23 protein-coding genes are annotated in these 25,767 nt (G+C 71.6%); 14 read left to right on the forward strand and 9 right to left on the reverse strand.

The features are described from left to right. The first annotated feature begins 415 nt into the window (after positions 1-415). The 4 genes from ACZ4S3_RS07240 (at position 416) to ACZ4S3_RS07255 (ending at position 4,623) form a co-directional block, all read left to right on the forward strand. Entirely contained in the window at positions 416-1,405 is a 990-nt protein-coding gene (locus ACZ4S3_RS07240) for a malate dehydrogenase (protein WP_467927505.1), read from the forward strand. Between the two features lie 131 nt (positions 1,406-1,536). Further along, a complete protein-coding gene (locus ACZ4S3_RS07245) occupies positions 1,537-3,360 on the forward strand; it encodes a hypothetical protein (RefSeq protein ID WP_467927509.1) in 1,824 nt (607 codons plus the stop codon). Continuing rightward, positions 3,347-3,721 carry a hypothetical protein gene (locus ACZ4S3_RS07250; RefSeq protein WP_467927511.1) on the forward strand — a complete coding sequence of 125 codons (375 nt, stop codon included), beginning with the start codon at positions 3,347-3,349 and terminating at the stop codon, positions 3,719-3,721. The genes ACZ4S3_RS07245 and ACZ4S3_RS07250 overlap by 14 nt, the downstream gene beginning before the upstream one ends. Then, positions 3,718-4,623: a hypothetical protein gene (locus tag ACZ4S3_RS07255; protein ID WP_467927514.1), complete on the forward strand. Its 906-nt coding sequence runs from the start codon at positions 3,718-3,720 to the stop codon at positions 4,621-4,623. The genes ACZ4S3_RS07250 and ACZ4S3_RS07255 overlap by 4 nt, the downstream gene beginning before the upstream one ends. 39 nt (positions 4,624-4,662) lie before the next feature. Here the strand turns inward: ACZ4S3_RS07255 and ACZ4S3_RS07260 are convergent, their stop codons facing one another. The 3 genes from ACZ4S3_RS07260 to ACZ4S3_RS07270 all read right to left on the reverse strand — a co-directional run bounded on the left by ACZ4S3_RS07260 (position 4,663) and on the right by ACZ4S3_RS07270 (position 6,520). Next, positions 4,663-4,878: a DUF5988 family protein gene (locus tag ACZ4S3_RS07260; protein ID WP_467927519.1), complete on the reverse strand. Its 216-nt coding sequence runs from the start codon at positions 4,876-4,878 to the stop codon at positions 4,663-4,665. A gap of 126 nt (positions 4,879-5,004) precedes the next feature. After that, positions 5,005-5,637: a Uma2 family endonuclease gene (locus ACZ4S3_RS07265; protein WP_467927523.1), complete on the reverse strand. Its 633-nt coding sequence runs from the start codon at positions 5,635-5,637 to the stop codon at positions 5,005-5,007. Positions 5,638-5,707: 70 nt separating this feature from the next. Next, positions 5,708-6,520 (reverse strand): hypothetical protein, encoded by an 813-nt coding sequence (locus ACZ4S3_RS07270; protein WP_467927527.1) that lies wholly within the window; start codon positions 6,518-6,520, stop codon positions 5,708-5,710. A gap of 243 nt (positions 6,521-6,763) precedes the next feature. On the opposite strand from ACZ4S3_RS07270, the gene ACZ4S3_RS07275 reads away from it, so the two are divergent. From ACZ4S3_RS07275 to ACZ4S3_RS07315, 9 genes are all read left to right on the forward strand, one after another. Further along, the gene (locus ACZ4S3_RS07275; RefSeq protein WP_467927531.1) at positions 6,764-8,272 is read left to right on the forward strand and encodes an aldehyde dehydrogenase family protein; all 1,509 of its coding nucleotides are present in this window, start codon (positions 6,764-6,766) and stop codon (positions 8,270-8,272) included. 60 nt (positions 8,273-8,332) lie between these two features. After that, entirely contained in the window at positions 8,333-9,874 is a 1,542-nt protein-coding gene (locus ACZ4S3_RS07280) for a GMC family oxidoreductase (protein ID WP_467927534.1), read from the forward strand. Continuing rightward, positions 9,874-10,974, forward strand: a complete 1,101-nt coding sequence (locus ACZ4S3_RS07285) for a quaternary amine ABC transporter ATP-binding protein (protein ID WP_467927538.1) — start codon at positions 9,874-9,876, stop codon at positions 10,972-10,974. Before ACZ4S3_RS07280 ends, ACZ4S3_RS07285 begins: the two co-directional genes overlap by 1 nt. Next, positions 10,974-11,147, forward strand: a complete 174-nt coding sequence (locus ACZ4S3_RS07290) for a hypothetical protein (RefSeq protein ID WP_467927542.1) — start codon at positions 10,974-10,976, stop codon at positions 11,145-11,147. The genes ACZ4S3_RS07285 and ACZ4S3_RS07290 overlap by 1 nt, the downstream gene beginning before the upstream one ends. Next, on the forward strand, positions 11,144-13,177 hold the full coding sequence (locus tag ACZ4S3_RS07295; RefSeq protein ID WP_467927546.1) for an ABC transporter permease: 2,034 nt from the start codon (positions 11,144-11,146) through the stop codon (positions 13,175-13,177). Before ACZ4S3_RS07290 ends, ACZ4S3_RS07295 begins: the two co-directional genes overlap by 4 nt. Positions 13,178-13,179: 2 nt before the next feature. Continuing rightward, the gene (locus ACZ4S3_RS07300; protein ID WP_467927549.1) at positions 13,180-14,172 is read left to right on the forward strand and encodes an ABC transporter substrate-binding protein; all 993 of its coding nucleotides are present in this window, start codon (positions 13,180-13,182) and stop codon (positions 14,170-14,172) included. A 243-nt stretch (positions 14,173-14,415) separates the two neighbouring features. Further along, on the forward strand, positions 14,416-17,331 hold the full coding sequence (locus ACZ4S3_RS07305; protein WP_467927552.1) for a WD40 repeat domain-containing protein: 2,916 nt from the start codon (positions 14,416-14,418) through the stop codon (positions 17,329-17,331). A gap of 117 nt (positions 17,332-17,448) precedes the next feature. Further along, positions 17,449-17,673: a hypothetical protein gene (locus tag ACZ4S3_RS07310; RefSeq protein WP_467927556.1), complete on the forward strand. Its 225-nt coding sequence runs from the start codon at positions 17,449-17,451 to the stop codon at positions 17,671-17,673. Positions 17,674-17,809: 136 nt separating this feature from the next. Beyond that, positions 17,810-18,982, forward strand: a complete 1,173-nt coding sequence (locus ACZ4S3_RS07315; RefSeq protein ID WP_467927560.1) for a trypsin-like serine peptidase — start codon at positions 17,810-17,812, stop codon at positions 18,980-18,982. Positions 18,983-19,338: 356 nt separating this feature from the next. Here the strand turns inward: ACZ4S3_RS07315 and ACZ4S3_RS07320 are convergent, their stop codons facing one another. From ACZ4S3_RS07320 to ACZ4S3_RS07330, 3 genes are read right to left on the reverse strand one after another with little or no spacing between them, the layout of a single operon-like run. Further along, positions 19,339-20,082: an isocitrate lyase/PEP mutase family protein gene (locus ACZ4S3_RS07320; RefSeq protein ID WP_467927564.1), complete on the reverse strand. Its 744-nt coding sequence runs from the start codon at positions 20,080-20,082 to the stop codon at positions 19,339-19,341. After that, positions 20,079-20,246, reverse strand: a complete 168-nt coding sequence (locus ACZ4S3_RS07325) for a hypothetical protein (protein ID WP_467927568.1) — start codon at positions 20,244-20,246, stop codon at positions 20,079-20,081. The genes ACZ4S3_RS07320 and ACZ4S3_RS07325 overlap by 4 nt, the downstream gene beginning before the upstream one ends. Further along, complete coding sequence (locus ACZ4S3_RS07330) at positions 20,243-20,734, reverse strand: carboxymuconolactone decarboxylase family protein (protein ID WP_467927572.1); 492 nt, start codon at positions 20,732-20,734, stop codon at positions 20,243-20,245. Before ACZ4S3_RS07330 ends, ACZ4S3_RS07325 begins: the two co-directional genes overlap by 4 nt. Before the next feature lie 47 nt (positions 20,735-20,781). Between ACZ4S3_RS07330 and pdxR the strand changes: the two genes are divergently transcribed. Then, positions 20,782-22,203 carry a MocR-like pyridoxine biosynthesis transcription factor PdxR gene (gene pdxR, locus ACZ4S3_RS07335; protein WP_467927577.1) on the forward strand — a complete coding sequence of 474 codons (1,422 nt, stop codon included), beginning with the start codon at positions 20,782-20,784 and terminating at the stop codon, positions 22,201-22,203. On the opposite strand, the gene ACZ4S3_RS07340 is transcribed toward pdxR, so the two are convergent. From ACZ4S3_RS07340 to ACZ4S3_RS07350, 3 genes are all read right to left on the reverse strand, one after another. Then, positions 22,178-23,338: a hypothetical protein gene (locus ACZ4S3_RS07340; protein ID WP_467927581.1), complete on the reverse strand. Its 1,161-nt coding sequence runs from the start codon at positions 23,336-23,338 to the stop codon at positions 22,178-22,180. The two genes, pdxR and ACZ4S3_RS07340, sit on opposite strands and share 26 nt — an antisense overlap. Beyond that, complete coding sequence (locus ACZ4S3_RS07345; RefSeq protein WP_467927584.1) at positions 23,335-25,155, reverse strand: HSP90 family protein; 1,821 nt, start codon at positions 25,153-25,155, stop codon at positions 23,335-23,337. The genes ACZ4S3_RS07340 and ACZ4S3_RS07345 overlap by 4 nt, the downstream gene beginning before the upstream one ends. 71 nt (positions 25,156-25,226) lie before the next feature. Then, the gene (locus ACZ4S3_RS07350) at positions 25,227-25,766 is read right to left on the reverse strand and encodes a GNAT family N-acetyltransferase (RefSeq protein WP_467927586.1); all 540 of its coding nucleotides are present in this window, start codon (positions 25,764-25,766) and stop codon (positions 25,227-25,229) included. Position 25,767 lies beyond the last annotated feature (1 nt).

Raw genomic sequence — 25,767 nt, forward strand, 5'->3', positions numbered from 1 at the left:
CGGGCGAGGGCGCACCTCCTGATGCGGGCACGACATCGAACGCGGGGTATTGAGCCAGTGGCCCCCGACGATTCCTGGCCGGGAATCGTCGCTCGCCGCGGGCGGCGGACATCAGGGGGGATTGCCCGTACGGATCCCGGGCAGGCGAACGAATACCCCCCCACGGGTGCGGCACAACCCGGCGGTCGCCCGCAGCCCCCTCCCTGAGTGGGCGACCGCCGCCCCTTGACCGGCGATCCGCGACACCCGGTGAGGTGTCCCACACCGGCCCGACGCCGGTGCCGGCCGGGGGTCCGATAGCCTGACGGCTGGTTCTCTCGATACCAAGAGACCTCGATAACCGGGCAGGGACACCCACCGCCACCCATGGTGGTCCGGGGGCTTGCCCCCAGAAAACGTCGCGCAGGAGATCGCCATGACCCGCACTCCCGTCAATGTCACCGTGACCGGCGCCGCCGGCCAGATCGGTTACGCCCTCCTCTTCCGCATCGCTTCCGGTCACCTCCTCGGCGCGGATGTCCCGGTCAAGCTGCGCCTTCTGGAGATCCCGCAGGGCCTGAAGGCCGCCGAGGGCACCGCCATGGAGCTCGACGACTGTGCCTTCCCGCTGCTCCAGGGCATCGACATCTCCGACGACCCGAACGTGGCCTTCGACGGCGCGAACGTCGCGCTGCTGGTCGGCGCCCGCCCCCGTACCAAGGGCATGGAGCGCGGCGACCTGCTCGAGGCCAACGGCGGCATCTTCAAGCCGCAGGGCAAGGCCATCAACGACCACGCCGCGGACGACATCAAGGTCCTGGTCGTCGGCAACCCCGCCAACACCAACGCGCTGATCGCCCAGGCCGCCGCCCCGGACGTACCGGCCGAGCGCTTCACCGCGATGACCCGCCTCGACCACAACCGTGCGCTCTCGCAGCTCTCGAAGAAGACCGGCACGCCGGTCTCCGAGATCAAGCGGCTGACGATCTGGGGCAACCACTCCGCCACCCAGTACCCGGACATCTTCCACGCCACGGTCGCCGGCAAGAACGCCGCCGAGACCGTCAACGACGAGAAGTGGCTGGCGGACACCTTCATCCCGACCGTCGCCAAGCGCGGCGCGGCGATCATCGAGGCCCGTGGCGCGTCCTCCGCCGCCTCGGCCGCCAACGCCGCCATCGACCACGTCCACACCTGGGTCAACGGCACCGCCGACGGCAACTGGACCTCCATGGGCATCCCCTCGGACGGCTCCTACGGCGTCCCGGAGGGCCTGATCTCCTCCTTCCCCGTCACCACCAAGGACGGCGCGTACGAGATCGTCCAGGGCCTGGAGATCAACGACTTCTCCCGCGAGCGCATCAACGCCTCCGTCAAGGAGCTGGAAGAGGAGCGCGAGGCGGTCCGCGGCCTCGGTCTCATCTGATCCGGCGCCCCTGCCACTTCGAGCCCGCACGGCCCCCAATGGCCGTGCGGGCTCGGCCGTTTCTCCCCTATGCTGCGGATTCCGCACAACAACGCTGCCACGATGGGCAGTTGATGTTTTGAGGGAGGCCGATGAGCCGGACGAATGTGCCCGCGCAGCCCGGAGACCCCGAAGAGCAAGAGCGGCTGACCAAGGCATCCGGGAGTCCCGCACCTCCTCCGCCGCTTTCCCCGACCCCGCCGGGCGCCAGTGAGGCCGGCCGGCTGCTGTGCGCCGGGACCTACCTGGACGACTCGTTCCGCGACGCGGTCATCGACGAGCTCTACGTCCACGAGGAGCGGTTCGCCGCACCCTCGTCCGGCATCGACGCGGCCCGGGTGCTCGCCCACGCGCTGCGCGCCCGCCGCCTCCAGCTCGGCTGGGCGGCCGCCATCCTGGTCCTGTGGATCGTCGCCATCCCCCTCTCGTCCGGGCTGGCGGTGCTGTACCTCTTCCCCGTCGCCCTGATGGCGCTCGCCCGCTTCGTACGCCGGGCACCCGTCCCCCTGTGGCTGGCGCTGCTCTCCTCCTTCACGCTGCGCTGGTACGCACGGATCACGCTGCTGGTGTTCGTTGTGGGGCTGGTGGTGGCGGCGTTCAGCGGGGAGGGCATCCCCGGAATCGGGCACTGGCTGCTGCCGGACCTGCCGACCGCGGGCCCGGACCTCTCCGGCGGCTACTCGACCATGGACGCCACCACGGCCACCGTTTCCACGTCCTCGGACACGGCCGGTGCCGGCCAGGTGCTGCCGGTCTGGGTCGCGCTGCTGCTGCCGCTGATGCTGGCCGTACTCGTCGCCATGCAGCGCGGCCAGTTCGCCCGCGTACTGGCCCGTGAACTCTCCAGGGACCGCTTCCCCGACGTCCTGTCCGACCCCGCCGAGCAGTCCGAGGGCATCCGCTTCCAGCGGCTGCGCGAGCGGGTACGGACCGAGCAGCACGGGCCGCTGGTGATGTACCGGGACGCCAACCCGTTCTGCGGCGCCGGCGACCCGTACCGGACCTGGTCGCTGTCGGTGGAACTGACCCCGCGGCCGGACCGCGAGGCCGAACCGCTGGACAACGCCGCCATCCTCGAACGCATCGTCCCCCTGGTGGCGGCGCTGCGCGTACCGTCCCCGCACGGGTCGCCGGAGCGGGCGGCCGCGGTGCGCGACCGGCTGCGGGCGCTGGAGATCGACGAGTGTGTCTTCCTGCCGGCCGAGGGGCTGCCCTCCCGTGCGGCGGCGCCGTACGCACCGGAGGCCTTCGAGGAACACCGGGCCGCCGCGGTCGAAGAAGGCGGCGAGCCCCGGCGGCACTTCCTGCGCATCCGGGTCGGCGGCTGGAACGAGGGCGTGGTCACCACGGTCTTCGTCCGGGTGCACACCCAGGGCGGGATGCTGATGCTGGAGGTCGCGCCGCATGTGCTGTGGCCGCTGCGGCAGGTCTTCCAGGACGCCGACCGCATCGCCCACCAGTACCGCCACCACCACCACTTCGGCAAGGCCGTGTGGGCGCTGACCAGCACCCCGCGCTCCGCCGGACAGGCCGTCCTCACACTGGTGCGCGGCCTGTTGTCCACCTGGCGGCTGGCCACCGGAGGGTATGGCGCCGCGCTGCCCGAGGGTCCCGGCGTCTCCGTACGCGAGCTGGGCTCCTTCGGCGAGTCCTCGCTCTTCCAGGACATGGATGTCGCCCGCTATCTGAAGACCATTCAGCAGCGGGTGGCGGCCGGGGTGACCACGGCGCTGCGCGAGGCCGGCTACCGGACCGAGGAATTCGAGCAGCGGGTCGTCACCGTCGCCAAGGGCGGGGTGTACGTCGAGTCCGCACAGGGCGCCGTCGGTATCGGCGACCACAACACGATCACCCACAACACCGCCACCCCGAGTGGCTCCGCGTCGAAGGGAAGCAACGAACGTGGCAACGGCTGACGAGCGCGGCAACGGCATCCACATCGGCAGCGTCCGGGGCGCCTTCGCCATTGGTGACCACAACACGGTGACCCACAACGACGGTGTCGGCGGGCCCCCGGCGGACCCGGCGCAGGAGGAGCTGCTGCGTGCCGTCCGGGAGCTGCGCGACGATCTGGCGCGGGCCGTGCCGAGCCCGCAGATCACCGCGCTGAGCAGCGAACTCACCGACACCGAAACGGAGATCACCGCTAACGGCGCGGCCGGCCCCGGGCGGCTGGCCCGGCTGCGTACGGCGCTCGGCGACGCCGGCGCCGTCGTCGGCCTGCTGGCCTCCGGGACGGCGGTCGGCCAGGCCGTCGCGGCCCTGGTGGGCGGGTGACGGCGCCGGGCGGGCGACCGGCCCGCTGGAACAGCGAGTCCCAGCGCTGGGAGGACGGCACGCCGCCACCCGCCGCCTATACGGGGCCGATGCCGCCGCGGCCGAGGTTCGCACCGTCGTCGGGTGCCGGGCCGGATCCTGACCCGGATTCCGCGACGGACCCCGTCCCGGACCCCCTCCCGGCCGACGGCCCCCTCGTCGCTCCCGGGCCGCCCGGCTCCTTACCCGGCCCGCATCGCCGGACCCGGACCCGGGCGCTGGTCGCCGGTGCGGCGGTGGCCGTGATCGCGGCGGGCGCAGGGGGCAGCTACCTGCTGTGGGGCCGCCACGGCGACGACCCGGCCGTGGCCCGCGCATCGCACCGCACCACCGCCTCGGCGTCCGGCGCCACCACGCCGGCCACCGACGCCGGCCCCGCCACGCAGCTCTCCCCCTCCGCCACGGACCTCCCCGGCGCCTACCGCCTCGTCCACGACACCGCGGGTTTCACCCTCGCGGTGCCCAGGGGCTGGCAGCGCACCGAGCGCAAGAACGGCGTCTTCTACACCGCGCCGGACAAGGGCGGCCTGGTGCAGATCATGCAGCCGGCCGACCCGTACGCGACGCCGCAGCAGTCGCTGGAGAAGACGTCGGCGGAGCTGTCCACATCCCCCGCCAACCCCGGTTACGAGGAAATCAGCCTCGGCCCGCCGCCCGGCCCCGCCCCGGCCCCCGACGCCGTCCAACTGGTCTACGCCTATGACAGCAAGGACGTGGGGGAGCGCGTCAAGGTGGTCGACTGCGCCTTCACCGCCACCGACGGCCGCCAGTTCGCCGTACTCGTCCGGGGCACCGAGGCCGAATGGCCACGACAGGAGCAGATCCAGCGGATCGCGCTGCAGGAGTTCGCCCCGGCGAGCTGAGCCGCCCCGCCGGGCCACGTACGCTGCCGCCAAGTCCCGCTATCCCGGCAGCTCCGTCCGCTCCCACCACTCGTACACCGGCAGCGTCCCCTCATCCGTTTCGCGTGTCCGCTGCGTGGCCCGGAAGTGCTCGTACCCGGCCAGATGCGGGATCTTCAGCTCGGGCGACCCCGGGGGATCGACCGGTACCACGCGCCCCGGGAAATCGTCCGGGCCGCCTTCCAGTACTGCCTTGCTCGCGGTGTCGTTACCCATGCCCGAATTGTCTTCCGGGCGACGGTGACGGAGCGCGGCGGCTCGCCGAGCGACGGCGACGAGGCGCCCGCGCTACGACCCCGTCCCGCCGCTCCGTTCGGTAATCCGTTGAGGGGGAGGGGCGGGTCAGTCCTTGGGGAATTCGTCGGTGGTGAGGGTGATGCCGACGACGGTGTCGGCGAGGTCGATGGGTTTGCCGTACGTCAGCGTGAGGTCGCTCTTGTACTCGCCGTCCTGAGGATCGGTGAAGACGCGGCAGCGGCCGATGTACGGGTCGGCGATCACATAGACCGGAACCCCGGCGGTGGCGTACGCCGCCCTCTTCGGCCCGTAGTCGTTCACCGCGGTGCCCTTGGTGATGATTTCGGCGACAAATTCGACGTCCTGGTGGCGATAGTGGCCCTTGTCGTCTTTGGCCCAGTCCTCGGCCAGCGCCACCACGTCGGAGGCGAATCCGTTCAGGTGGCCGGGAAAGTCGATGCGTACGTCGGACAGCACGCGCTTTTTCGGATATCGCGTGCGCAGCTGTTCGACGATGTCCAGGATGGTCTCCCAGTGCGTGGCCCGCTGCGGTGACATGTGGACGGTCCCCTCGACGATCTCGACCTTGTAGCCCTCGGGGACAGGCGTCTGCTCCAGCCATGCGAACAACTCGTCCAAGCTCAGCTCCTTGGGCTGATCATTGGGCTGTTCGCTGGCCTCGTCCATCTCGATCCCGTCGGTCTCGACCGTCTCGGTCCGCTCTTCGGTGATGGTCATCGTGCCGCTCCCTCCCCGCTGCCGCGCGATGCGGGCAGCTACCCGGTGCAACGCTCGTATGTACGAAAGGTCACGTCGCCTGCGACCCCGGCAACCGCTTCTCCAACGCCGAAATATCCACCGTATCGCCGGGCGGCGGCGTCTTCGAGGAAACCGGCTGGTCGTAGTTGCTCAGCAGGACCGTGCCGGTCTGGTGATCGGCCTCGGTGGTGAGTTTGCGGGGGTAGTGCTTGCCGCCGATGGCGACGTAGAGGGTCTGGGTCGCATTGCCCATCTTTTTGACGACGGGCAGGACGCGGACGCCCTCCTGGACGGTCGGCTTGCCCTTGGACAGGTGGGCGGTGGGCCGGCCGGAGGGGGGCGGGCTGGAGGGGGGCGGGCTGGTGGGTGCGGCGGCGGATTTCTGGAAGGCGGTCAGGTCGCAGGCGGTGGCGATGCTCTGGAGGAAGACGTCTTTGGCGGTGCCGTGCAGGTAGCGGCCCTGGTATTTGCGGGCGGCGGTGTCGCCCGCCTTGCCGGGCACCTGGGTCTTCCAGAACGCGGCGTCCGGTTTCATCCACACGTCGTTGCCGCGTTTGATGATGTCGACGCGGCCGTAGGAGCCCTTGCTGATGGTGCCGGTGCAGTTACCGGCCCGGTCGAAGGTGATGTCGAGCTTGCCCGCGTCGGCGGTCGCCATCGTGCGCAGGCGCAGCGACTTTGCGCCGAGGAGTGCGTGGAGTGAGGCGTCGGAGACCTGCTGGGCCGACTTGCCGGCGAGGTCGCCCTCGCCGTCCGCCGGGCCGGCCGCGGCCGCGACGCCCATCCAGGCAGGTCCGGCGAGAAGGGCTGCACCGCAGGTCAGGGCGGTGATCGCGGTCGCGGGGCGGCGTCTGCTGGCCATTGCTGCACCTCCGGTCCCGGGCGACGTGCGGCCGGAACATCGACTGGGGCATACGGCTATTCAGGGTACGTTCCGGACTTTTCATACGCACATTGGGCGATCGGACCCGCACGGAGTGACTCGGCTCACTTTCCATGAAGGTTTGGGCATAGGTAGGGGGCTTTCGGGGAGGGGTCCCCGTTGCTGAGTGCGCGAGTGGTTGCACCAGTGGGAACAAATTCGTAAGCGGAAGGCAGAACACACGTGTCGGCAATCGAGACCATTCACGTAGACGGGGTGTGGCTCCCCGCCGCGTCCGGCGCCACGCGGGAGGTCCTCGACCCCGCCGACGCGACAGTGCTCCAGCTGGTGTCCGAAGGCGGCGCCGCGGACGCGGACGCGGCCGTCGCGGCGGCCAAGCGGGCCTTCGACGGCGGCGCAGGCGCCTGGCCCCGTACGGCCGTGGCCGACCGCGCCGGCCTGCTGCGCCGGGTCGCCGATCTGCTCCGGCGCGACCGCGAGGAGATCGCGCTCATCGAGAGCCGGGACACCGGCAAGACGCTGGAAGAGGGCCGGGTCGACGTCGACTGCGTCACCGATGCCTTCTGCTACTTCGCCGACCTGGTGATGAACGAGAGCGGCGGACGGGTTGTCGACGCCGGGTCGCCCGACATCCACAGCGTCGTCGTGCATGAGCCGGTAGGCGTCTGCGCGATGATCACGCCCTGGAACTACCCGCTGCTGCAGGCGAGCTGGAAGGTCGCCCCGGCGATCGCGGCCGGCAACACCTTCGTCATCAAGCCCAGCGAGGTCACCCCGCTCTCGACCGTCCACCTCATCAAGCTGCTGGTCGAGGCCGGGCTGCCGGCCGGCGTCGCCAACATCGTCACCGGCGCGGGCCTGCCGGTCGGCCAGCGGCTGGCCGAGCACCCGGACGTGGACCTCTTCTCCTTCACGGGCGGCCTCGCCAGCGGTACTAAGGCGGGCGCGGCGGCGGTCTCCGGCGCCAAGAAGATCGCACTGGAGCTGGGCGGCAAGAACCCGAATGTGGTGTTCGCCGATGCGTGCGCGACCGAAGAAGGCTTTGACACCGCCGTCGACCAGGCGCTGAATGCCGCGTTCATCCACAGCGGGCAGGTCTGCTCGGCCGGCGCCCGGCTGATCATCGAGGAGCCGGTGCGCGACCGGTTCGTCGCCGAGCTCGCCCGCCGCGCCGAGAAGATCAAGCTGGGGCGGGGTACCGAGGACGGCGTGGAGTGCGGTCCGCTGGTCTCGCAGCAGCAGCTGGACAAGGTGGAGGCGTATGTCGCGTCCGCGCTTGCCGAGGGCGCGCAGCTGCGGTCCGGTGGCTCCCGCCCCAAGCCCTCGGACGTACGGCCCGCCACCGGCTACTTCTACGCGCCGACCGTGCTGGACGGCTGCCACCGCGAGATGAAGGTCGTCCGGGAGGAGACCTTCGGGCCGATCCTGACCGTGGAGACCTTCGCGACCGAGGACGAGGCCGTCGCGCTGGCCAATGACACCGAGTACGGGCTGGCGGGTGCGGTGTGGTCCGCCGACACCGCCCGCGCCCGCCGGGTCGCCGCCCGGCTGCGGCACGGCACCGTCTGGATCAACGACTTCCACCCCTACCTCCCGCAGGCGGAGTGGGGCGGCTTCGGCAAGTCGGGCATCGGCCGGGAACTGGGGCCCACGGGGCTGGACGAGTACCGCGAGAGCAAGCACGTTTACGAGAACCTGCGGCCGCAGCCCGTGCGGTGGTTCGCCGGCTGACGTCCGGTGACCCACAACTCCCCGGCCACGCACGCACTTTGCAGTAAGGAGCACCCCTCAATGCCCGTGTACGACTACGTCGTTGTCGGCGGTGGTACCGCCGGTTCCGTCATCGCCTCCCGGCTCACCGAGGACCCGAACGTCACCGTCGCCGTCATCGAAGGCGGCCCCTCCGACATCGACCGCGACGACGTCCTGACGCTGCGCCGCTGGCTCGGCCTGCTCGGCGGCGAGCTGGACTACGAGTACACGACCACCGAGCAGCCGCGCGGCAACTCGCACATCCTGCACAGCCGCGCCAAGGTCCTCGGCGGCTGCTCCTCGCACAACACCCTGATCTCCTTCAAGCCGCTGCCGTCCGACTGGGACGAGTGGGAGGAGGCCGGGGCCACCGGCTGGAACGCCAAGGCCATGGACCCGTACTTCGGCAAGCTGCGCAACAACATCGTGCGGGTGGCGAAGAAGGACCAGAACCAGATCGCCACGGACTGGATCGAGGCCACCAAGAGCGCGCTCGGGGTCCCCGAGGTCGTCGGCTTCAACGACCAGCCCTTCGAGGAGGGCGTCGGGTTCTTCGACCTCTCGTACCACCCGGAGAACAACAAGCGCTCCTCGGCGTCCGTCGCGTACCTGCATCCGCACATGGAGGCCGGCGACCGGCCGAACCTCACGCTGATGCTGGAGACCTGGGCGCACAAGCTGGAGCTGGACGGCAGCCGGGCCAAGGGCGTGCACGTGCGCACCAAGGACGGCGAAGAGGTCTACGTCGAGGCCGCGCGCGAGGTGCTGGTGTGCGCCGGCGCCGTGGACACCCCGCGGCTGCTGATGCACTCCGGCATCGGCCCGCGCAAGGATCTCGAGGCGCTGGGCATGGAGTGCGTACTGGACCTGCCGGGCGTCGGCGAGAACCTCATCGACCACCCCGAGTCGGTCATCGTCTGGGAGACCGACGGGCCGATCCCGGACAACTCCGCGATGGACTCCGACGCGGGTCTGTTCGTCAAGCGGGACCCGGAGCACAAGGGCCCCGACCTGATGTTCCACTTCTACCAGATCCCCTTCACCGACAACCCCGAGCGCCTGGGCTACGAGCGTCCCGAGCACGGTGTGTCGATGACCCCGAACATCCCCAAGTCCCGCTCCCGCGGCCGCCTTTACCTCACCTCCGCGGACCCCGAGGCCAAGCCGGCGCTCGACTTCCGCTACTTCGAGGACGAGGGCGACTACGACGGCAAGACCCTCGTCGACGGCATCAAGCTGGCCCGCAAGGTCGCCCAGGCCGAGCCGTTCGCCAAGTGGCTCAAGCGCGAGGTCTTCCCCGGTCCGGACGTGACCGACGACGCGGAGATCAGCGAGCTCGTACGCAAGGCCGCGCATACCGTCTACCACCCCGCCGGCACCTGCAAGATGGGTGCCACCGACGACCAACTCGCCGTCGTCGACCCGCAGTTGAAGATCCGTGGCCTGTCCGGCATCCGTGTGGCCGACGCCTCGGTCTTCCCGACGATGCCGGCCGTCAACCCGATGCTGGGCGTGCTCATGGTGGGGGAGAAGTGCGCCGAACTGCTCAAGGAAGCACCTACCAAGGGAGGTGATGCGTGATGGCAGCCACCTCCGCCATAGCCGCGTCCGAGTCCGAGTCCGCCGACGGCCGCGAGGTCGTCTTCTCCGTGCGTAACCTGTGGAAGGTCTTCGGCCCCAAGGCCGAGCGCATCCCCGACGACGCCTCCGTCGCCGATCTCTCCGCGCAGGAGCTGCGCGAGAAGACCGGCTGCACCGCCGCCGTCCGCGACGTCTCCTTCGACGTCCACAAGGGCGAGGTCTTCGTCGTCATGGGCCTGTCCGGCTCCGGCAAGTCCACCCTCGTCCGGTGTCTGACCCGGCTGATCGAGCCGACCAGCGGCGGCCTGGAGATGGACGGCGAGGATGTGCGCGCCATGGACCGCAGCGCACTGCGCGAACTGCGCCGCCGCCGCGCCTCGATGGTCTTCCAGCACTTCGGCCTGCTGCCGCACCGCACCGTCGTCGACAACGTCGCCTACGGCCTGGAGATCCAGGGCATGGGCAAGGCGGAACGCCGCGAGCGGGCCACCGAGATGGTCGAGAAGGTCGGCCTGGCCGGGCTGGAGAAGCGCCGCCCCGGGCAGCTCTCCGGCGGTCAGCAGCAGCGCGTCGGCTTGGCCCGCGCCCTCGCCGTGGACCCCGAGGTCCTGCTCTTCGACGAGCCGTTCAGCGCCCTGGACCCCCTCATCCGCCGCGATATGCAGGAAGAAGTCTGCCGCCTGCACAGCGAAGAGGGCCGCACCATGGTCTTCATCACCCACGACCTCGCCGAGGCGCTGCGGGTCGGCGACCGGATCGCCCTGATGCGCGACGGCAAGATCGTCCAGATCGGCACCCCCGAGGAGATCGTCGGCTCCCCGGCCGACGACTACGTCCGCGACTTCGTCCGGGACGTCCCGCGCGAGCAGGTGCTGACCGTACGGCGGGCCATGCGCCCGGCCGAGGACGGCGAGGCCGAAGCGGGCCCGGCGCTGACCCCCGACACCCTCATCTCCGACGCCATCGAGGCCGTCGCCCGCTCCGGCGGCGCCGCCCGCGTCGTCGACGACGGCCGCTGCCTGGGCATCGTCGACCACGCCTGCCTGCTCAAGGTGGTCGCCCGGATCGACCACCCGCAGCACGGCGAGGTGGCTGCCTGATGTACGCCGCCGCTCCCCACCGCGGTGCCAGGCTCCGCGTCGTCAGCTCCAGAGTCCCCGTGGCGACCCGCCGCTCCCGTCTGCGCGCGGCCCTGCTGCGCCGCTGGCGCGAGGCCCAGCGCGCCGCCGCGATGAATGTCCTCACCGGCACCGTGAAGCGGGGGCGCGCATGAGTGTTTTCGGTACGCCCCCGATCTCCCAGAGATACCTCGACACCGCCAAGCCCGCCCCGGTGCAGCAGCTGCTGCACCGCCGCGGCCTGGCCAAGCTCCTGCTGCTCGCCGTGGCCGCGGCCGTCCTGGTTCCGCTGCTGCAGTCCAAGTACGGCGCCGCCTGGCCGTCGTCGCTGACCGTCGACGTCTCCGGCCCGCTCGGCAAGACCAGCGACTGGATTATCGACAACCGCGACAGCCACTGGCTGTTCGTGTACTTCCTCGGCCACCTCAGCAACGCCGTGGTGATCTCCGTACGCGGTGTCTATCTGCTGCTGCTCGCCCTGGGCTGGACCGGCGTGACGGCCGGCGTCACGCTTCTCGCCTGGCGCGTGGCCGGCCTCCGCATCGCCGCCACCGCCCTGATCTCCTTCCTGGTCAGCGGCCTGCTCGGCATGTGGGTCCCCACCATGCAGACGCTCGCCCTGATGGTCGTGGCGGTCGCCGTCTCGGTCGTCGTCGGCGCCCTGCTGGGACTGGCCGCCGGCCTCTCGGACCGGCTGTTCAAGATCCTGCGCCCGGTCCTCGACACCATGCAGGTCCTCCCGGCCTTCGCCTACCTGCTCCCCGTCGTGCTGGTCTTCGGCATCGGCGTACCGGCCGCCCTCCTGGCCACCGTCATCTACGCGGCTCCGCCGATGGCCCGCCTGACCGCGCTCGGCCTGCGCGGCGCCGACGCCGGCGTCCTGGAGGCCGTCGCCTCCCTCGGCGCCACCGGACGGCAGCGGCTGCTGACCGCCCGCCTGCCGCTGGCCCGTAAGGAGATCCTCCTCGGCGTCAACCAGACGATCATGATGGCGCTGGGCATGGTCGTGATCGCCTCGATGATCGGCGCCGCCGGTCTCGGTGACCGCGTCTACCAGGCGCTCGCCTCGGTCGACGTCGGCGCCGCGCTCTCCGCCGCGATCCCGATCATCCTGCTGGCCATCGTCATGGACCGCATCACCGCGGCGGCCGGAGGGGGGGACCGCCCTGCCCGAGCGAAGCCGAGAGCTTGGGGGAGCCTTGGCGCCGCCTCCGACCCCAACGGCCCCAAGCTGCTGCGCGGCTGGCCGGCCTGGGCGGGCATCGGCGTGATCACGGTCGTCCTCGCCGTCATCGGCCGCCTGGCGGGCTCCCTGGTCTGGCCGACCGGCTGGGTCGTCGCCATCGCCCGCCCGGTCAACGACTTCAAGGAGTGGATGGTCGACCACCTCTACTCCGGCGTCCCCGTCATCGGCGGCACCGCCGACTGGGCCGCCCACTTCACCGACTGGGTCCTCAACCCGCTGCGTGACGGCCTGACGGCGCTGCCCTGGTACGGCACGCTGCTCATCGTCGCCGCGCTGGCCTGGCTCATCGGCACCTGGCGCACCGCCCTGACCGCCGTCCTCGCGATGGCCGCCATCGGTGTGCTGGGCGTCTGGAAGCCGTCCATGAACACCCTCTCCCAGGTCATCGCCGCCCTGGTGGTGACCCTGGTGCTGGGCTTCGGCATCGGCATCCTGGCCGCGGGCAGCAAGCGCTTCGAAGCGATCCTGCGCCCGGTCCTGGACGTCATGCAGACCATGCCGCAGTTCGTGTACCTGATCCCGGTCGTCGCGCTCTTCGCCGTCGGCCGCGCCCCGGCGGCCGCCGCGGCCGTGGTCTACGCGCTGCCCGCGGTCATCCGGATCACCACCCAGGGCCTGCGCCAGGTGGACCCCGCCGCCATCGAGTCCGCCCACTCCCTGGGCGCCACCCGCTGGCAGACCCTCCGCCAGGTCCAGCTCCCGCTGGCCCGGCCCTCGCTCCTGCTCGCCGTCAACCAGGGCGTGGTCATGGTCCTCGCCGTCGTCATCATCGGCGGCCTGGTGGGCGGCGGCGCCCTCGGCTACGACGTCGTCACCGGCCTCGCCACCGGAGACCTGGCCATCGGCCTGGTCGCGGGTGTCGCCATCGTCTGCCTGGGCCTGATGCTCGACCGGGTCACCCAGCCCACGGACCGCCGCGCCACGGGGAAGGGAGCCTGACCATGTCCCGTACTCGTACCCTCGCGAAGATCACCGGCACCTCGGTGGTGGCCGGAGCGCTGCTCCTGTCCCTCTCCGCCTGCGGCAAGGCCGATATGACCAAACAGGCCTCGCCGTTCGCCGCGGCGAAGGGCTCCAAGTCCGTCACCCTCTCCGTACAGACCTGGGTCGGCGCCCAGTCCAACGTCGCGGTCGCCAAATACCTCCTCGAACACGAGATGGGCTACCACGTCGACACCGTCCAGGTGGACGAGATCCCCGCCTGGGACGCCCTCAGTCAGGGTCGGGTCGACGCGATCCTGGAGGACTGGGGCCACCCCGACCAGGAACAGCGCTACGTCAAGGACAAGAAGACGATCACGGCGGGCGGCGGCAACGGCGTCACCGGCCACATCGGCTGGTTCGTCCCCAAGTACTGGGCCGACAAGCACCCCGAGGTCACGAACTGGAAGAACCTCAACAAGTTCGCCAAGCAGCTCCGCACCTCGGAGAGCGGCAACAAGGGCCAGCTGATGGACGGTTCACCGTCCTATGTCACCAATGACAAGGCGCTGGTGAAGAACCTCAAGCTCAACTACGAGGTCGTCTTCGCGGGCTCCGAGGCGGCACAGATCACCCAGATCCAGCAGTTCGCCAAGCAGAAAAAGCCGTTCCTCTCCTATTGGTACGAGCCGCAGTGGCTCTTCAACCAGGTGCCGATGGTGGAGGTCAAACTCCCCAAGTACACGGACGCCTGCGCGGCCAAGGGCACCAAGGACCCCCAGTCCATCGACTGCGCCTATCCCACCACCCCCCTCCAGAAGTTCTTCAACGCCGATTTCGCCAAGAGCGGCGGCAGTGCCGCGGCATTCCTGAAGAACTTCAAGTGGACCAAGGACGACCAGAACGAGGTCTCCGAATCGATCGCCTCGAGCGGCCTTTCGGCCGATGAGGCGGCGAAGCGGTGGGTGGACAAGCACCCGGACGTCTGGAAGAAGTGGCTGCCCAAGCGGTAGCCGGGACGCGGCGTCCGATGTGACGCCGGTCCGGGGCGGGCGGCCGTACGCGAAGCGCGTGCGGCCGCCCGCCTCTTTTGCGTGCTACGCGGTCACCTGCCGGCGGTACGCGGTCACCTGCCGACGCAGCCGCGCACGCGGCGCGCTCGAGTCTCTGTCACCGGGGCACCCTGGCCCGCCAACTGTCCGTTCCGGAGCGGACGTTGGGCGGCGTTGTCGGTGGCTGCGGTTACGGTCTGCAGCATGGACGTACGGGGAATGACGATTGTGCTCGTCGGCCGTTTCCACGGCCTGCGCAGAAGTGAGGTGAAGCGGCGGCTGGAGGAGCTGGGCGCCCGGGTGACGGGGGCGGTGTCCGGGCGGACGGATCTGGTGTTCTCCGAGTACCTCTTCACCGACGGGGGACAGAATCTGCAGGAGGCACGCCGGCGGGGCCTCCCGATATGCGACGGCGGGGCGCTGCGCTCCCTGCTCGACGACAAGGACGCGGCCGACGATGCCGAGCGCGAGCCCGGAGCGGTCTCGGATCTGCTGGCACTGCGGGCGCGGCTGCTGAAGCTGGAGCGCGAGCAGGGCATCACGGAGGAGCACCGCGCCGCCACCCGCGAGATCCGCGCCACGGAGAGCGTGCATCTGCTCCATGGCGACGGCCATAAGTCGGAGATCAGCGATTACGCACTCAGCCCCTGCGGCCGCTATCTGGCCACCGGCACCTGGGTCGGCGACAAACGCGACGCCGGCGGCACCCTGGCGATCTGGGAACTGGCCTCCGGACGCTGCGTCAACATGCTGGGCAGCTTCAACGGCGGCATCGGCCGGCCGGGCCACGAGGGCGGCATCCAGTGGTCGGCCGACAGCAGCCGCATCGGCCTCGTCTACAACACCAACTGGGTCGAGGTCTTCGATCCGTTCGACCCCGCCCTCAGGGACAACAACTGGGCCGTCGCCCCCTTCGCCTCCGCCAGGGTGGCGGACGACGCGGATTGGCCGCCCGTGTGGGCGCTGTCGCCGGACGGCAGGCGGGCCTTCGTGGCCTCCGCGTCACCGTGTGAGGTGGGCGGCTGTGTCGTCCCTCTGGGGCGGGGCGCGCTGCACTGGACTCCCGGTCAGGCGCCGCCCGCGCACCCCTTCCTGCTGGCCGAGCGGCTGCGGGAGCGCCTGCGGACCGCGCAGGTGCGTGTGCACGGCGCCGTCGCGCTCGAGGCCGACCATGTCCGCTGGTCGCGGGACGGCACCCGGCTGCACGCGCTGGGCGGGGGACCGGACCGTACGAAGGCGTTCGTCGTCGACGTCGCTTCCGGACAGGTGCGCCTGCTCGCCGGGATCGGCGGACCCGCCGCGTGGAGCCCCGATGACCGGCTGCTGGTCCACTGTCACGACGGCCTGCGCTTCCTCGACGCGGCGACCGGCGGGCCGCACGGCAAGGGACCCGGGCAGCGAGGCGTGTCCGCGCTGCGGTGGGGCATGCGCGGCGCCGAGCCCCGGCTGGCGGCCCTGGTGGGGGAGGGCAACGCCGACGGGGCCGAGCCCGGCGTCCTCATCCACGACGGGACCCGCTTCCGCTACCGCCTCGACGTCACGCCGGTGCCCGAAGACCTGGTCTTCGCCGATTCCTGGGCCTGGTCCCCGTCCGGGGAGGCGGGAGCCTGGCTCACGGCCGACGGGCGGGTGGAGGTGTGGTCGCTGGAAGGGGACGCGCCACGCCGGCTGCGCACCCTGGACGTACCGCCCGAGACCGGTGTGGTGCTGTGGGGCGCCGACGATGTCCTGGTCGCTATGAGCCCCACCACGCTGCGGTTCCTGCGGGCCGGATCCGGCGACGTCCTCGGCGACTTCACCTTCCTCCGGGAGCCGCAGGCCCTCAGGCCGCTGAGCGAGGTGTGGTTCTTCGACACGAACTACTTCGCGCCCGACGACACGACATGGTGTGCGGCCTTCCCCGAGGGCGTCGTGATCGCCCCGGACGGCCGGGAAGCCGAGTCGCTGGACGGCGTCCTCGCCTGGACGGTGCACAAGCGCCTGGCCTGGCCGGTGCGCTGGGGCGCGCTCGATGTCGTACCGGACGCACGGGCCGCGAGCGAACTGCTCGACGACGGGGAGGGCTCCGGCTGGAATCTGAGCTACAACCGGGAGGAGATCGAGCAGCGGCAGCGGCAGCAGCTGCGGAACACCCCCTGGCCGCCGCGCGACAGGGCGACGGTCGAGGACCTCATCGAGCAGGCACACCACGGGCGCGCGTACGGGGACGAAGGAGACGACCGCCGCTTCCGGAACCTGCGGCTCACCGCCCGGCTCTGCGCGCGGCGCGGCGCGGCCGACCAGGCCATCGAGATAGCCGGGGGCATTCACCCTCCGGGCGAGCGGGTGGCCGCGTCCGCCGAAGTGGCGATGATCCTTGCCCGGGAGGGCCGGACGGGCGAGGCCCGCGCCGCCTTGGCCAGGGCCGAGAAGGACCGCATGTGGCAGGCCGACGAGGCTTCCTGGATGAGCCACGAGTCCGCGTTCATCGCGGCCGCGATGGGTGGGGCGTACGAGGCGCTGGGCGACCCGGCGCGTGCGGACGGGTGGTTCGATCTCGCGCACAGGACGATCGTCCCGGAGGTCCACGCCTGGCAGAACCGTCTCGCGGTCATCTGGGCCCTCACCGAATGCGGGCGCCAGGACGAGGCCCGCGCGCTGTGGGGACCCGCCGCGTGGTACGCCGAACCGGAGCCGCATCACCCCTCCGTCGAGGCGTATCTGGTCTACCTGGTGCGTACCGGCCGCCACGCCCTGTGCGACGAGTTCCTGGCCGCGTGGGAGGAGACCGCCGCCCGCCGGCGCGCCGACCCCGCCTTCGCGCGCTCGCGCATCCGGGACGTCCGTGTGGTGGCCGAGTCGCTCAGACCCGCCGCCGGGCACCTCACCCCCCTCTCCCCGACCCCTGACGATCTGGCCGAACTCTCCGCCGCCTACGACGAGTTGCGGCAAACTCCACGCAGTCGGCAGGCGCACCCCACCCGACTGCTCATCCAGCACGCGGCGCGCGTCGGGCACCTCGGAGCGGTGATCGACCTCCTCGGACGGCTCCCGGAGCTCGACGACGGCGACGCCCGCTCCCGTACCGCGTTCGCCGCCCTCTGGCTCGCCACGACGGGGCGGACGACGGAGCCCTGGTAGCGAACGGTCCACCGCCGCCGTCACCCGTCCGGATGGCGGCAGGCGATCCCCCGCACGGCGCGGCGGCAGGCGCAGCAGTGTGGGGACCGCCTGCCGCCGACGAAGGGCCCCGCCGCCATGCCGCTGCCGCCGAAGTGCCCCACCCAGGACTGTGACGACTGGCTGTGGAAGGACACCACGACCACCGACACCGACTGGGACAACTGGCGGTGGTGGTGCCGTCGCTGTGACCGCAGGTGGTACCCGACGGCGAAACAGCTCGCGGAGTTCCGTTACGGGTCATCGGGGATGCGGCACCAGCCGCATCCCGGGTACCGCGACCCCCGGGTGGCCCGGCGGTAACGCCGTAGGCGGCTCCCGGCCACTCGCCCCCTGCCGTGTGGCGGCATAGTAGAGCGCGCCCCCGGCCGGGGGCATGACAAGAGGGCGCGTCGCGCGGAGCGGTGCGCCGGTGTACGCAGCAGGGGGACCCCGCACCATGCCATCCATTCGCCGTACCACCGCCGCGGCCGCGACGCTCGCCGCCGTGCTCGCCGTTACCGTCACCGGCTGCGGCCCCAGCGACAACGCCGCCGCGGGCAGGCCCGGCAGTTCGGCCGCCGATGAGAAGGGCGCGGGCGGCGAGGGTGGCCTCAAGCTTCCCAAGGGCATGCCGACCAGCATCGACGACCTGAAGAAGTGGAAGGACGGCGGCTGGCAGAACTGGGACAAGTGGGCGCGTAAGGCGCAGGACTTCGCCAATCCGATCATCAAGGACCACTGGAAGGCGGACCGCCTGGCGAAGGCGAAGGCCGCCCCCGAGATCGGGGTGAAGGCCACCGGCGCGGGCAGCGAGTTCGATGCGACCGACCCCGAGCCGCGGCCGATCACCGCCGAGCAGGTCGCCCGCCCGTACCACCAGCACATGGCCCCCGTCGGGAAGATCTTCTTCGACAGCCCCAAGGGCCCGATGGTCTGCTCCGGCACGATCGTCGAGGACCCCGCCCACCCCGGAAAGTCCAACCTGGTGTGGACCGCCGGCCACTGCGTCCACTCCGGCAAGCAGGGCGGCTGGATGCGCAACATCGTTTTCGTGCCGTCCTACAACGACAACGGCGTCCCGATGAACCAGGTCAACAGCACGCCGGCCCAGCAGGTCACGCCGTACGGCCGCTTCTGGGCGGACTGGATCACCACCTCCGGTGAGTGGATGAACATGGGCAGCGAGGAGAGCGGTAACGGCGGCTCCGCCTACGACTTCGCGGTGCTGCATGTGAAGCCGGAGAACGGCGGCGGCAAGTCGCTGCAGGAGACGGTGGGAGCCGCCGCCCAGGTCTGGTTCAACGGCCCCTCCGCCGACGGCATCAGTTCCCTGGACGCCTTCGGCTACCCGGCCGCGCCCCCCTATGACGGCGCCCGGATGATGAACTGCCCCGCCCGCCCCGGCCGCCTCACCATGCAGCAGGGCACACCCGCCATGCACCGCATCGGCTGCACGATGACCGGCGGCACCTCGGGCGGCGGCTGGTTCGTCAACCGCGGCGGCAAGCTGACGCTCGTCTCCAATACGTCCATCAGCTCCAACGCCCACACCTGGCTCGCGGGCCCGCACCTGGGCCCGGAGGCGCAGCGCGTCTTCGACGGGATCAGCCGGAAGTTCGCCGGCCAGTAAGCCCGTGCGGCGCCGTAGCGGGCAGGGGCGGGTCTCGCTACGGCGTCGGCGGCAGCGCCCGGCACAGGGCCTCCAGGGCCCCGGGGAAGGCACGGTCGGTGGGCGTCGCGTAGCCGATGACCAGGCCGTGGCGCGGGGGCATGGTGGCGGCCGGGGGGGGCGGTAGCCGGAGAGGCCGTCGAGGGCCAGGCCCTGCCACTGGGCGGCGCGCAGGGCGGCGCGTTCGGCGGAGTCGGAGGAGCCGTCGGGGAGTTGGAGCACGGCGTGCAGACCGGCGGCGATGCCGGTGACGGTGAAGTGCGGGGCGTGGGCGGTCACCGGGGGCTTCCACCGGGCGCCCCGGGGACCGGGGCGGCTCAGCTCTCCTCCCGCGGCTCCTCCCGCAGCTCCCGCTGCAACCGCTCGGCCATCTCCGCCACGGCCGCCATCGCCCGGCGCTGCAGCCCCGGGCCGAAGGTGACCCGGGACGCGCCCAGGGCTCCCAGCTCGCGGGGTGACGGGCCGTCCGGGGTGACCACGGCGTTGACGGGGATGCCGATGGCGGCGGCCAGTTCGGCGAGCAGCGCGGGCGGGGCGAGGATCGGGTAGACGCAGTCGGCGCCCGCCTCCGCGTACAGCCGGCCGCGCCGGATCGCCTCCTGCGTGCCCTCGTCGCCCCGCAGGAACGTATCGATCCGGGCATTGATCACCAGCGCGTCGCCCGCCTCGGCCCGTACCCGGGCCAGCCAGTCCGCCTGCGCCTCGGCCTCCCGCAGGACGCCGGACGCCTGGTCGCTGTCCTCCAGGTTGCAGCCCACCGCCCCGGCGTCCGCGAGACGGCTCACCAACTCCTTGACGGACAGCCCGTATCCGGCCTCCACATCCGCCGATACGGGCACGTCCACGGCCCGGACGATCCGGGTGATGGCCGCGAACATCTCGTCCGCCGGGGTGCTCCCGTCCTGGTAACCGAGGGAGGCCGCGATGCCCGCGCTGGGCGTGGCCAGGGCCGGGAACCCGGCGTCGGCGAACGCCTTGGCGGCGGCGGCGTCCCAGGGGCCCGGCAGGACCAGGGGCAGGCCGGGGCCGTGGTGCAGGGCGCGGAGGGCTGCTGCTGTCATGAGGTGTCTCCTGGCGGCGTCAGGGGGTGTGCGCGTACGGGGGTGCGGATCGCGACGTTGATCCGGTTCCAGATGTTGATGACCGCGATCAGCGAGATGAGGCGGGTCAGCTCGGCCGGGGTGGATCCGTTCCTCCCGGTGCTGGTGGCGGTTGCGGCGGTCACCCTTGCCCCGGCGCCATCCGGGTGGAGACGCCGAAGCGGTTCCAGGCGTTGATGGTGGTGATCAGGGCGATCAGCTGGGCGAGCTCGGCCTCGTCGAAGAGGGCGGCGGCGCGGGCATGGACGGCGTCCGGGACGAAGCCGTCGGTCAGGACGGTGATGGCCTCGGTGAGGGCGAGGGCGGCCTGCTCCTTGGGGGAGTAGAAGGCTTCGGCCTCCTCCCAGGCATTGAGGAGGTAGATGCGCTCCTCGGTCTCGCCGGCCTTCCTGGCGTCCTTGATGTGCATATCGATGCAGAACGCGCAGTGATTGATCTGCGACGCACGGATCTTGACCAGCTCGACCAGCGTCGGGTCGAGACCCTTCCTGGCCGCCGAATCGAGGGCGACCATGGCCTTGAAGACCTCGGGGGCGAGTTTGGCCCACTGCAGGCGGGGGCCGTGCGGATGGGGCGTCTGAGGTGCCGCGTCGGGCGTTGTCCGTGTCGTCATGCCTACGACGCTACGTGGGCAATGGCACCCCTGTATGGTCCACTTCCATGGAGAATTCCTGGGCCACTTTCGGGCGGGACCTGCATCTGGACCTCACGGGTCCCGGAGGGGTGCGGGCCGCCCTGCTGCGGGCGCTGCGCGACGCCGTACGGTCCGGCCGGCTGGCCCCAGGGTCCCGCCTGCCGTCCTCCCGCTCGCTCGCCGCCGACCTCGGCATCGCCCGCAACACCGTCGCCGACGCCTACGCCGAACTGGTCGCCGAGGGCTGGCTCAGCGCCCGCCAGGGCTCCGGCACCCGCGTCGCCGAGCGGTCGCCGGCCCGCGACGCCCCCCGCCCGGCCCGGCGCGCCCCCGGCGTGGCCCGCCCCGCCGACCGGCCGCGTTTCGACCTCACCCCCGGCCGGCCAGACGTCTCCTCCTTCCCCCGCACCGCCTGGCTGGCCGCCGCCCGCCGCGCGCTGACCGCCGCCCCCAGCGAGGCCTTCGGCTACGGCTCACCGGCCGGCCGCCCCGAACTCCGCACCGTCCTCGCCGACTACCTGGCGCGCGCCCGCGGGGTCCGCGCCGACCCGGACCGGATCGTCGTCTGCGCCGGGTTCATGCAGGGGCTGGGGCTCCTGAGCCGGGCGCTGGGCGCGGGGGCGGGGCGGGTGGCCGTCGAGTCGTACGGGCTCTTCTTCCACCGCGATGTCCTCACCCGCGCGGGACTGGGCACCGTCCCCCTCCCCGTCGATGAACACGGCGCCCGTACGGAGGAGCTGGCCGCCCTCGATGACGTATCCGCGGCGCTGCTCACCCCCGCCCACCAGTTCCCCACCGGCGTCTCCCTGCACCCCGACCGCCGGGCCGCCGCCGTCAACTGGGCCCGCTCGACCGGCGGTTACGTCTTCGAGGACGACTACGACGGCGAGTTCCGCTACGACCGCCAGCCGGTCGGCGCGCTCCAGGGCCTGGACCCCGACCATGTCGTCTACCTGGGCACGGCCAGCAAGAGCCTCGCCCCGGCGCTGCGACTGGCCTGGATGGTGCTGCCGGACCGCCTCGTCGACCCGGTGCTGGCCCTCAAACGCACCGGCGAATGGCAGTCCGGCGCACTGGAACAGCTCACCCTCGCCGAGTTCCTCGCCTCCGGCGCGTACGACCGGCATCTGCGCGGTATGCGGCTGCGCTACCGGCACCGCCGCGACCAGCTGGTGGCGGCCCTGGCCGACCGCGCGCCGCACGTCCATGTCTCCGGCATCGCCGCCGGCCTGCACGCCGTACTCGAACTCCCGCCGGGCACGGAGCAGTCCATCGTCCAGGCGGCCCGGTGGCAGGGGCTGGCGCTGGAGGGCCTGAGCACCTTCCGGGAACCGTCGGCGCCGGGTGCCGCGCGGGACGCCCTGGTGGTGGCGTACGGGACGCCGCCGGACCACTCGTTCGCGGGCGGGCTGGAGGCGCTGATCAGGGCGCTGCCTCCGGGGGAGTGACGGACGGGCGGGCGGGGGCCCCGGCAGGGCCGGAAATCGCGACGGGGGCGCCGATCACGCCGGCCGCCATCCACCGCCGGACGCGGGCACCGTGGAAGTCGTTGCCGCTGCGGGCGTCGAAGCGCTCGGCGAGGGCCACGGCCCGCTGCCGCAGCTCGGCGGCGAGCGCCGCGACCGTGGTGTCCGGACGCCGCCGGCCTTGGGAGGCCGGGAACCGCACCGGCAGCGCCCCCTCGCCCGCGGCCTCCAGCCCGGCAAGGACGGCGACCGACGCCGCGGCGAAGTCCATCTCCGTCAGCGGAGTGGTGAACCGGTCCAGCCACGAGAAGTGCCGCTCGATGAGATCGAGGCCCCGGCCGGGATTGCCGGTGTGGACGCAGAAGAGCAGATGGAGCGGGAGCTGTTCGAGGTGGTGCGGGTTGTCACGTATCCGCCGGTAGGCGCGGTGGTGGGCATCGACGGCCGCTTCGCTGCGGCCGGCGCGGACATAGGGCAGCAGCAGTTCGGAGTCGATGCACTGCGGCTGCTTGGCGCACGAGGCGTTACGGGCCGGCTCACCGGTCACGATCGCCTCCTCGTCGCGGCCCAGCGCCACCAGGGTGCGCACCTGGCTGGTCGGGACGCAGCCGGAGCAGTCCGAGAGCCCGTCCCGCCGGGTGCGCGCCATCCGCTCGTAGAACTCCTGGGCCTGCGCCGGCTCGCCCAGGCTCTCCGCGAACATGCCGCGGTGCTGCAGTACGGCGTGCAGGCTGTGGCCGCCGCGCCGGTAACGGCTCTCCATGTCGTCCAGCAGGTCGTGCGCCCGGGTGAGCGCAATCTCCGGGAACAGGCTGACGATCCAGATCATCCACTTGTACTGCCACAGCAGTTGGTGCTCGGCCTGGCCGCCGAACCGCTCCGGCTCCCGGTCGTACGCCGCCAGACACCAGGAGAAGGAGAGCAGGGCCTTGGTGGGCGCCCAGCTGTTGGTGAACACCGACGTGGCTTCCATACGCACCTGGAAGGCGAACTCCACCAGCCCGAGCGCATCCGCATGGCGGATCACCTCGTCCAGGGCGGCGAACTTGGCGTCGCCCGCCGGCATGCCGTACGTCGTGCGGAAGAGCGTGCGCAGCTCCTGCTCGGTGTAACTCACTGGGCGCCTCCGGCGACGGCCCGGCCGATCAGGCCGAGGAAGGACTGGTTGAGCGCGGCCGTGTCGGCCGGGCGCAGCGGGTGATGCCCCAGCAGCAGGGCCTGCACGTACAGGCCCTCCAGGCACGTCGCCCGCAGGTCGGGATCGGTCAGCGCCAGCACCTGGCGGGCCAGCGCATTGCGGTGATTGAGCACCAGTCGGGGCCGGGGCGCCTCGGCGGCCCGGAAGCTGCCGAGGACCGCCGTCCACACCTCGTCCGCCTGCTCCGTCGCCTCCCGCAGGTCCGCCTGGAACGCCGTGTCCCCGTCGAGGAGATAGAGCGTGGGCAGCCCGGACGGCTCGAAGGACCGGACGAGAAGATCGCAGCCGAGCCCGGCCAAGGCACCCTCGGCGGTGGCCAGGGCGGAGGCGATGGCCCGCTCCTCGGCGGCGCTCAGCCGCTCCAGGTGGGTGGTCAGATCGGCCGCCCGCAGCGTCTCGGCCTCGACCCCGTCGTCCAGGGTGATCAGCCGGTCGATCAGCTCGGTGTCGTAGACATATCCCGCATTGACGACCGCGAGGCCCTGCGCCGCGGCGACAGGTGCCAGCTGCCGGAACTCGTCGAGCGCCGGGGTGAACCGGATCACTCCGTACCGCTCATGGAACTCGCGCAGCGTGAGCGGCCCGGCATTGGTCTCCACCGGCCAGAACTCCGTCACCAGCCGCAGCATGGCGTCGTCGTGCAGGGCCAGCGCCTTCACGCCGAGGTGGTGGACGCGCAGGAACTCCTGCAGCCGCCCCGGGTCCTGCCGGCTCAGCCGGACCAGCCAGCCCCGTAGCGCCTCGCCCAGCTTCTCGCGGGTGTCGGCCAGCAGGTCGTTCTCGTAGAGGGCCTCCCGGCTCGCGGTCGGCCGCAGTTCGGAGGTGTCCACGACGCAGCGCACGAAGAAGGCCCACTCCGGCAGCAGCCGCTCCGCGCCCTCGGCGAGCAGCATCTGCTTGAGGTAGACGCGATGCGCGGCCGGGACCGCCGGGTTGGCGGGCATCGGCAGGATGAACGCGACGCCGCGCAGCCCGGCCTCGCCGACGGACAGATCCACCACGTCGAACGGGGCGAAGCCGAAGACCTCCTGGCAGTACGCCGCCAACCGCGCCCGGCGCCGGTCCGGCCCCTCGTCCACGGGGCGGTCCCAGGGCGCCGTGCCGCCGGTGATCTGCTTGCCGTCCACGGTGACCGGGTACGGCAGATGGGCGCCGAAGTGCTCCACCAGCTCGGTGATCGAGGCGCGGGAGAGCAGCCGGCCGCAGCCGGGGCGGGGACGCAGGGTGACGGTGGTGCCCGCCGCCGCGCGCTGCCCGCCGTCCGGGGCCGGGCGCACCGTGTAGCTGCCGTCGGAGCTGCCGTGCCACAGCACGGTGGGCTCTCCGGCCCGGCGTGTGGTCACCTCGATGGCGTCCGAGACCATGAAGCAGGAGAGCAGGCCGATACCGAACTGTCCCAGGAACTCGTGCCGGGCAAAGCCGAGTTCATCGCGTTTGGAGCTGCGGCCGATGGTCGCCAGCAGCTCGTGCACCTGCGCCTCGGTCAGCCCGATGCCGTTGTCGCTGATGGTCAGCGAGCCGTCGTCGGTGGCATCACCCGAAGTGATCTCGATCCGGCCCGCCCGGCGCGGGCCGTCGTCGGCGCGCTGCGCGGCGGTGATCGCATCCACTGCGTTCTGCAGCAGCTCGCGGGCGTAGACCTGCGGACTGGCGTAGAGATGATGGCTGAGCAGATCGACGATCCCGCGCAGATCGACGCGAAAGGACCGGTTGTCGGCCCCGGAGGGTTGTGACACGTACTCTCCCCGTTTTCGAACGTGACCGCTGGGCCCCAGGACAGCCCGGAGGGCCGGAGGGCCGCGGCCGGCTACAACTCCCTGACGAACGACACCCGGTCCAGCCCCGGCCCGTCGTAATCCACCTGCACCGGCAGGCCGTGCTCGTCGGTCCGGTCGCCCGGCTCCAGACGGAACCCCATCCGGGTGTGGTACGCGACGGAATCGCGGTTGTTGGGGCTGGTGATGCACCGGACCTGGCTGCGGCCGGCCTCCCGGGCCAGAGCGAAGAAGCGATCGTACAGCGCACTGCCGACGCCGCCCCGTTTGCCGTCCGGGCACACGCCAACGAAGTGGATGTACGCGGTCCCGGGATCCGTCTGGGACAGAAAGCCGATCAGGAAGGCGTGCAGCGCGCCGTCGGGGCGCTCGGCAAGGAAGCTGGTGCCGGCGAAGTGCTGCAGGAACAGGCGCGGTACGAGCAACTGCCGCTGCAGCGCGCCCGCCGCACCGCCCAGGCCGCCCCACCAGTCGGCCAGGGCCACCTGGAGACGCGGGTGGTCCGAGGGCGTGGGGTGACGCAGCGTCAGCTCTCCGGGCATTCCGCCGAGCGTCGAGGTGCCTTCTGCCATG

Source organism: Streptomyces sp. NPDC028368 (assembly GCF_055565615.1).

Bases quoted from the DNA above. Each gene is read 5' to 3' on its own strand.
- ACZ4S3_RS07240 (WP_467927505.1), top strand. From the start codon at position 416: ATGACCCGCACTCCCGTCAATGTCACCGTGACCGGCGCCGCCGGCCAG.
- ACZ4S3_RS07245 (WP_467927509.1), top strand. From the start codon at position 1,537: ATGAGCCGGACGAATGTGCCCGCGCAGCCCGGAGACCCCGAAGAGCAA.
- ACZ4S3_RS07260 (WP_467927519.1), bottom strand. From the start codon at position 4,878: ATGGGTAACGACACCGCGAGCAAGGCAGTACTGGAAGGCGGCCCGGAC.
- ACZ4S3_RS07265 (WP_467927523.1), bottom strand. From the start codon at position 5,637: ATGACCATCACCGAAGAGCGGACCGAGACGGTCGAGACCGACGGGATC.
- ACZ4S3_RS07270 (WP_467927527.1), bottom strand. From the start codon at position 6,520: ATGGCCAGCAGACGCCGCCCCGCGACCGCGATCACCGCCCTGACCTGC.
- ACZ4S3_RS07280 (WP_467927534.1), top strand. From the start codon at position 8,333: ATGCCCGTGTACGACTACGTCGTTGTCGGCGGTGGTACCGCCGGTTCC.
- ACZ4S3_RS07285 (WP_467927538.1), top strand. From the start codon at position 9,874: ATGGCAGCCACCTCCGCCATAGCCGCGTCCGAGTCCGAGTCCGCCGAC.
- ACZ4S3_RS07290 (WP_467927542.1), top strand. From the start codon at position 10,974: ATGTACGCCGCCGCTCCCCACCGCGGTGCCAGGCTCCGCGTCGTCAGC.
- ACZ4S3_RS07295 (WP_467927546.1), top strand. From the start codon at position 11,144: ATGAGTGTTTTCGGTACGCCCCCGATCTCCCAGAGATACCTCGACACC.
- ACZ4S3_RS07300 (WP_467927549.1), top strand. From the start codon at position 13,180: ATGTCCCGTACTCGTACCCTCGCGAAGATCACCGGCACCTCGGTGGTG.
- ACZ4S3_RS07305 (WP_467927552.1), top strand. From the start codon at position 14,416: ATGGACGTACGGGGAATGACGATTGTGCTCGTCGGCCGTTTCCACGGC.
- ACZ4S3_RS07310 (WP_467927556.1), top strand. From the start codon at position 17,449: ATGCCGCTGCCGCCGAAGTGCCCCACCCAGGACTGTGACGACTGGCTG.
- ACZ4S3_RS07315 (WP_467927560.1), top strand. From the start codon at position 17,810: ATGCCATCCATTCGCCGTACCACCGCCGCGGCCGCGACGCTCGCCGCC.
- ACZ4S3_RS07320 (WP_467927564.1), bottom strand. From the start codon at position 20,082: ATGACAGCAGCAGCCCTCCGCGCCCTGCACCACGGCCCCGGCCTGCCC.
- ACZ4S3_RS07330 (WP_467927572.1), bottom strand. From the start codon at position 20,734: ATGACGACACGGACAACGCCCGACGCGGCACCTCAGACGCCCCATCCG.
- pdxR (WP_467927577.1), top strand. From the start codon at position 20,782: ATGGAGAATTCCTGGGCCACTTTCGGGCGGGACCTGCATCTGGACCTC.
- ACZ4S3_RS07350 (WP_467927586.1), bottom strand. From the start codon at position 25,766: ATGGCAGAAGGCACCTCGACGCTCGGCGGAATGCCCGGAGAGCTGACG.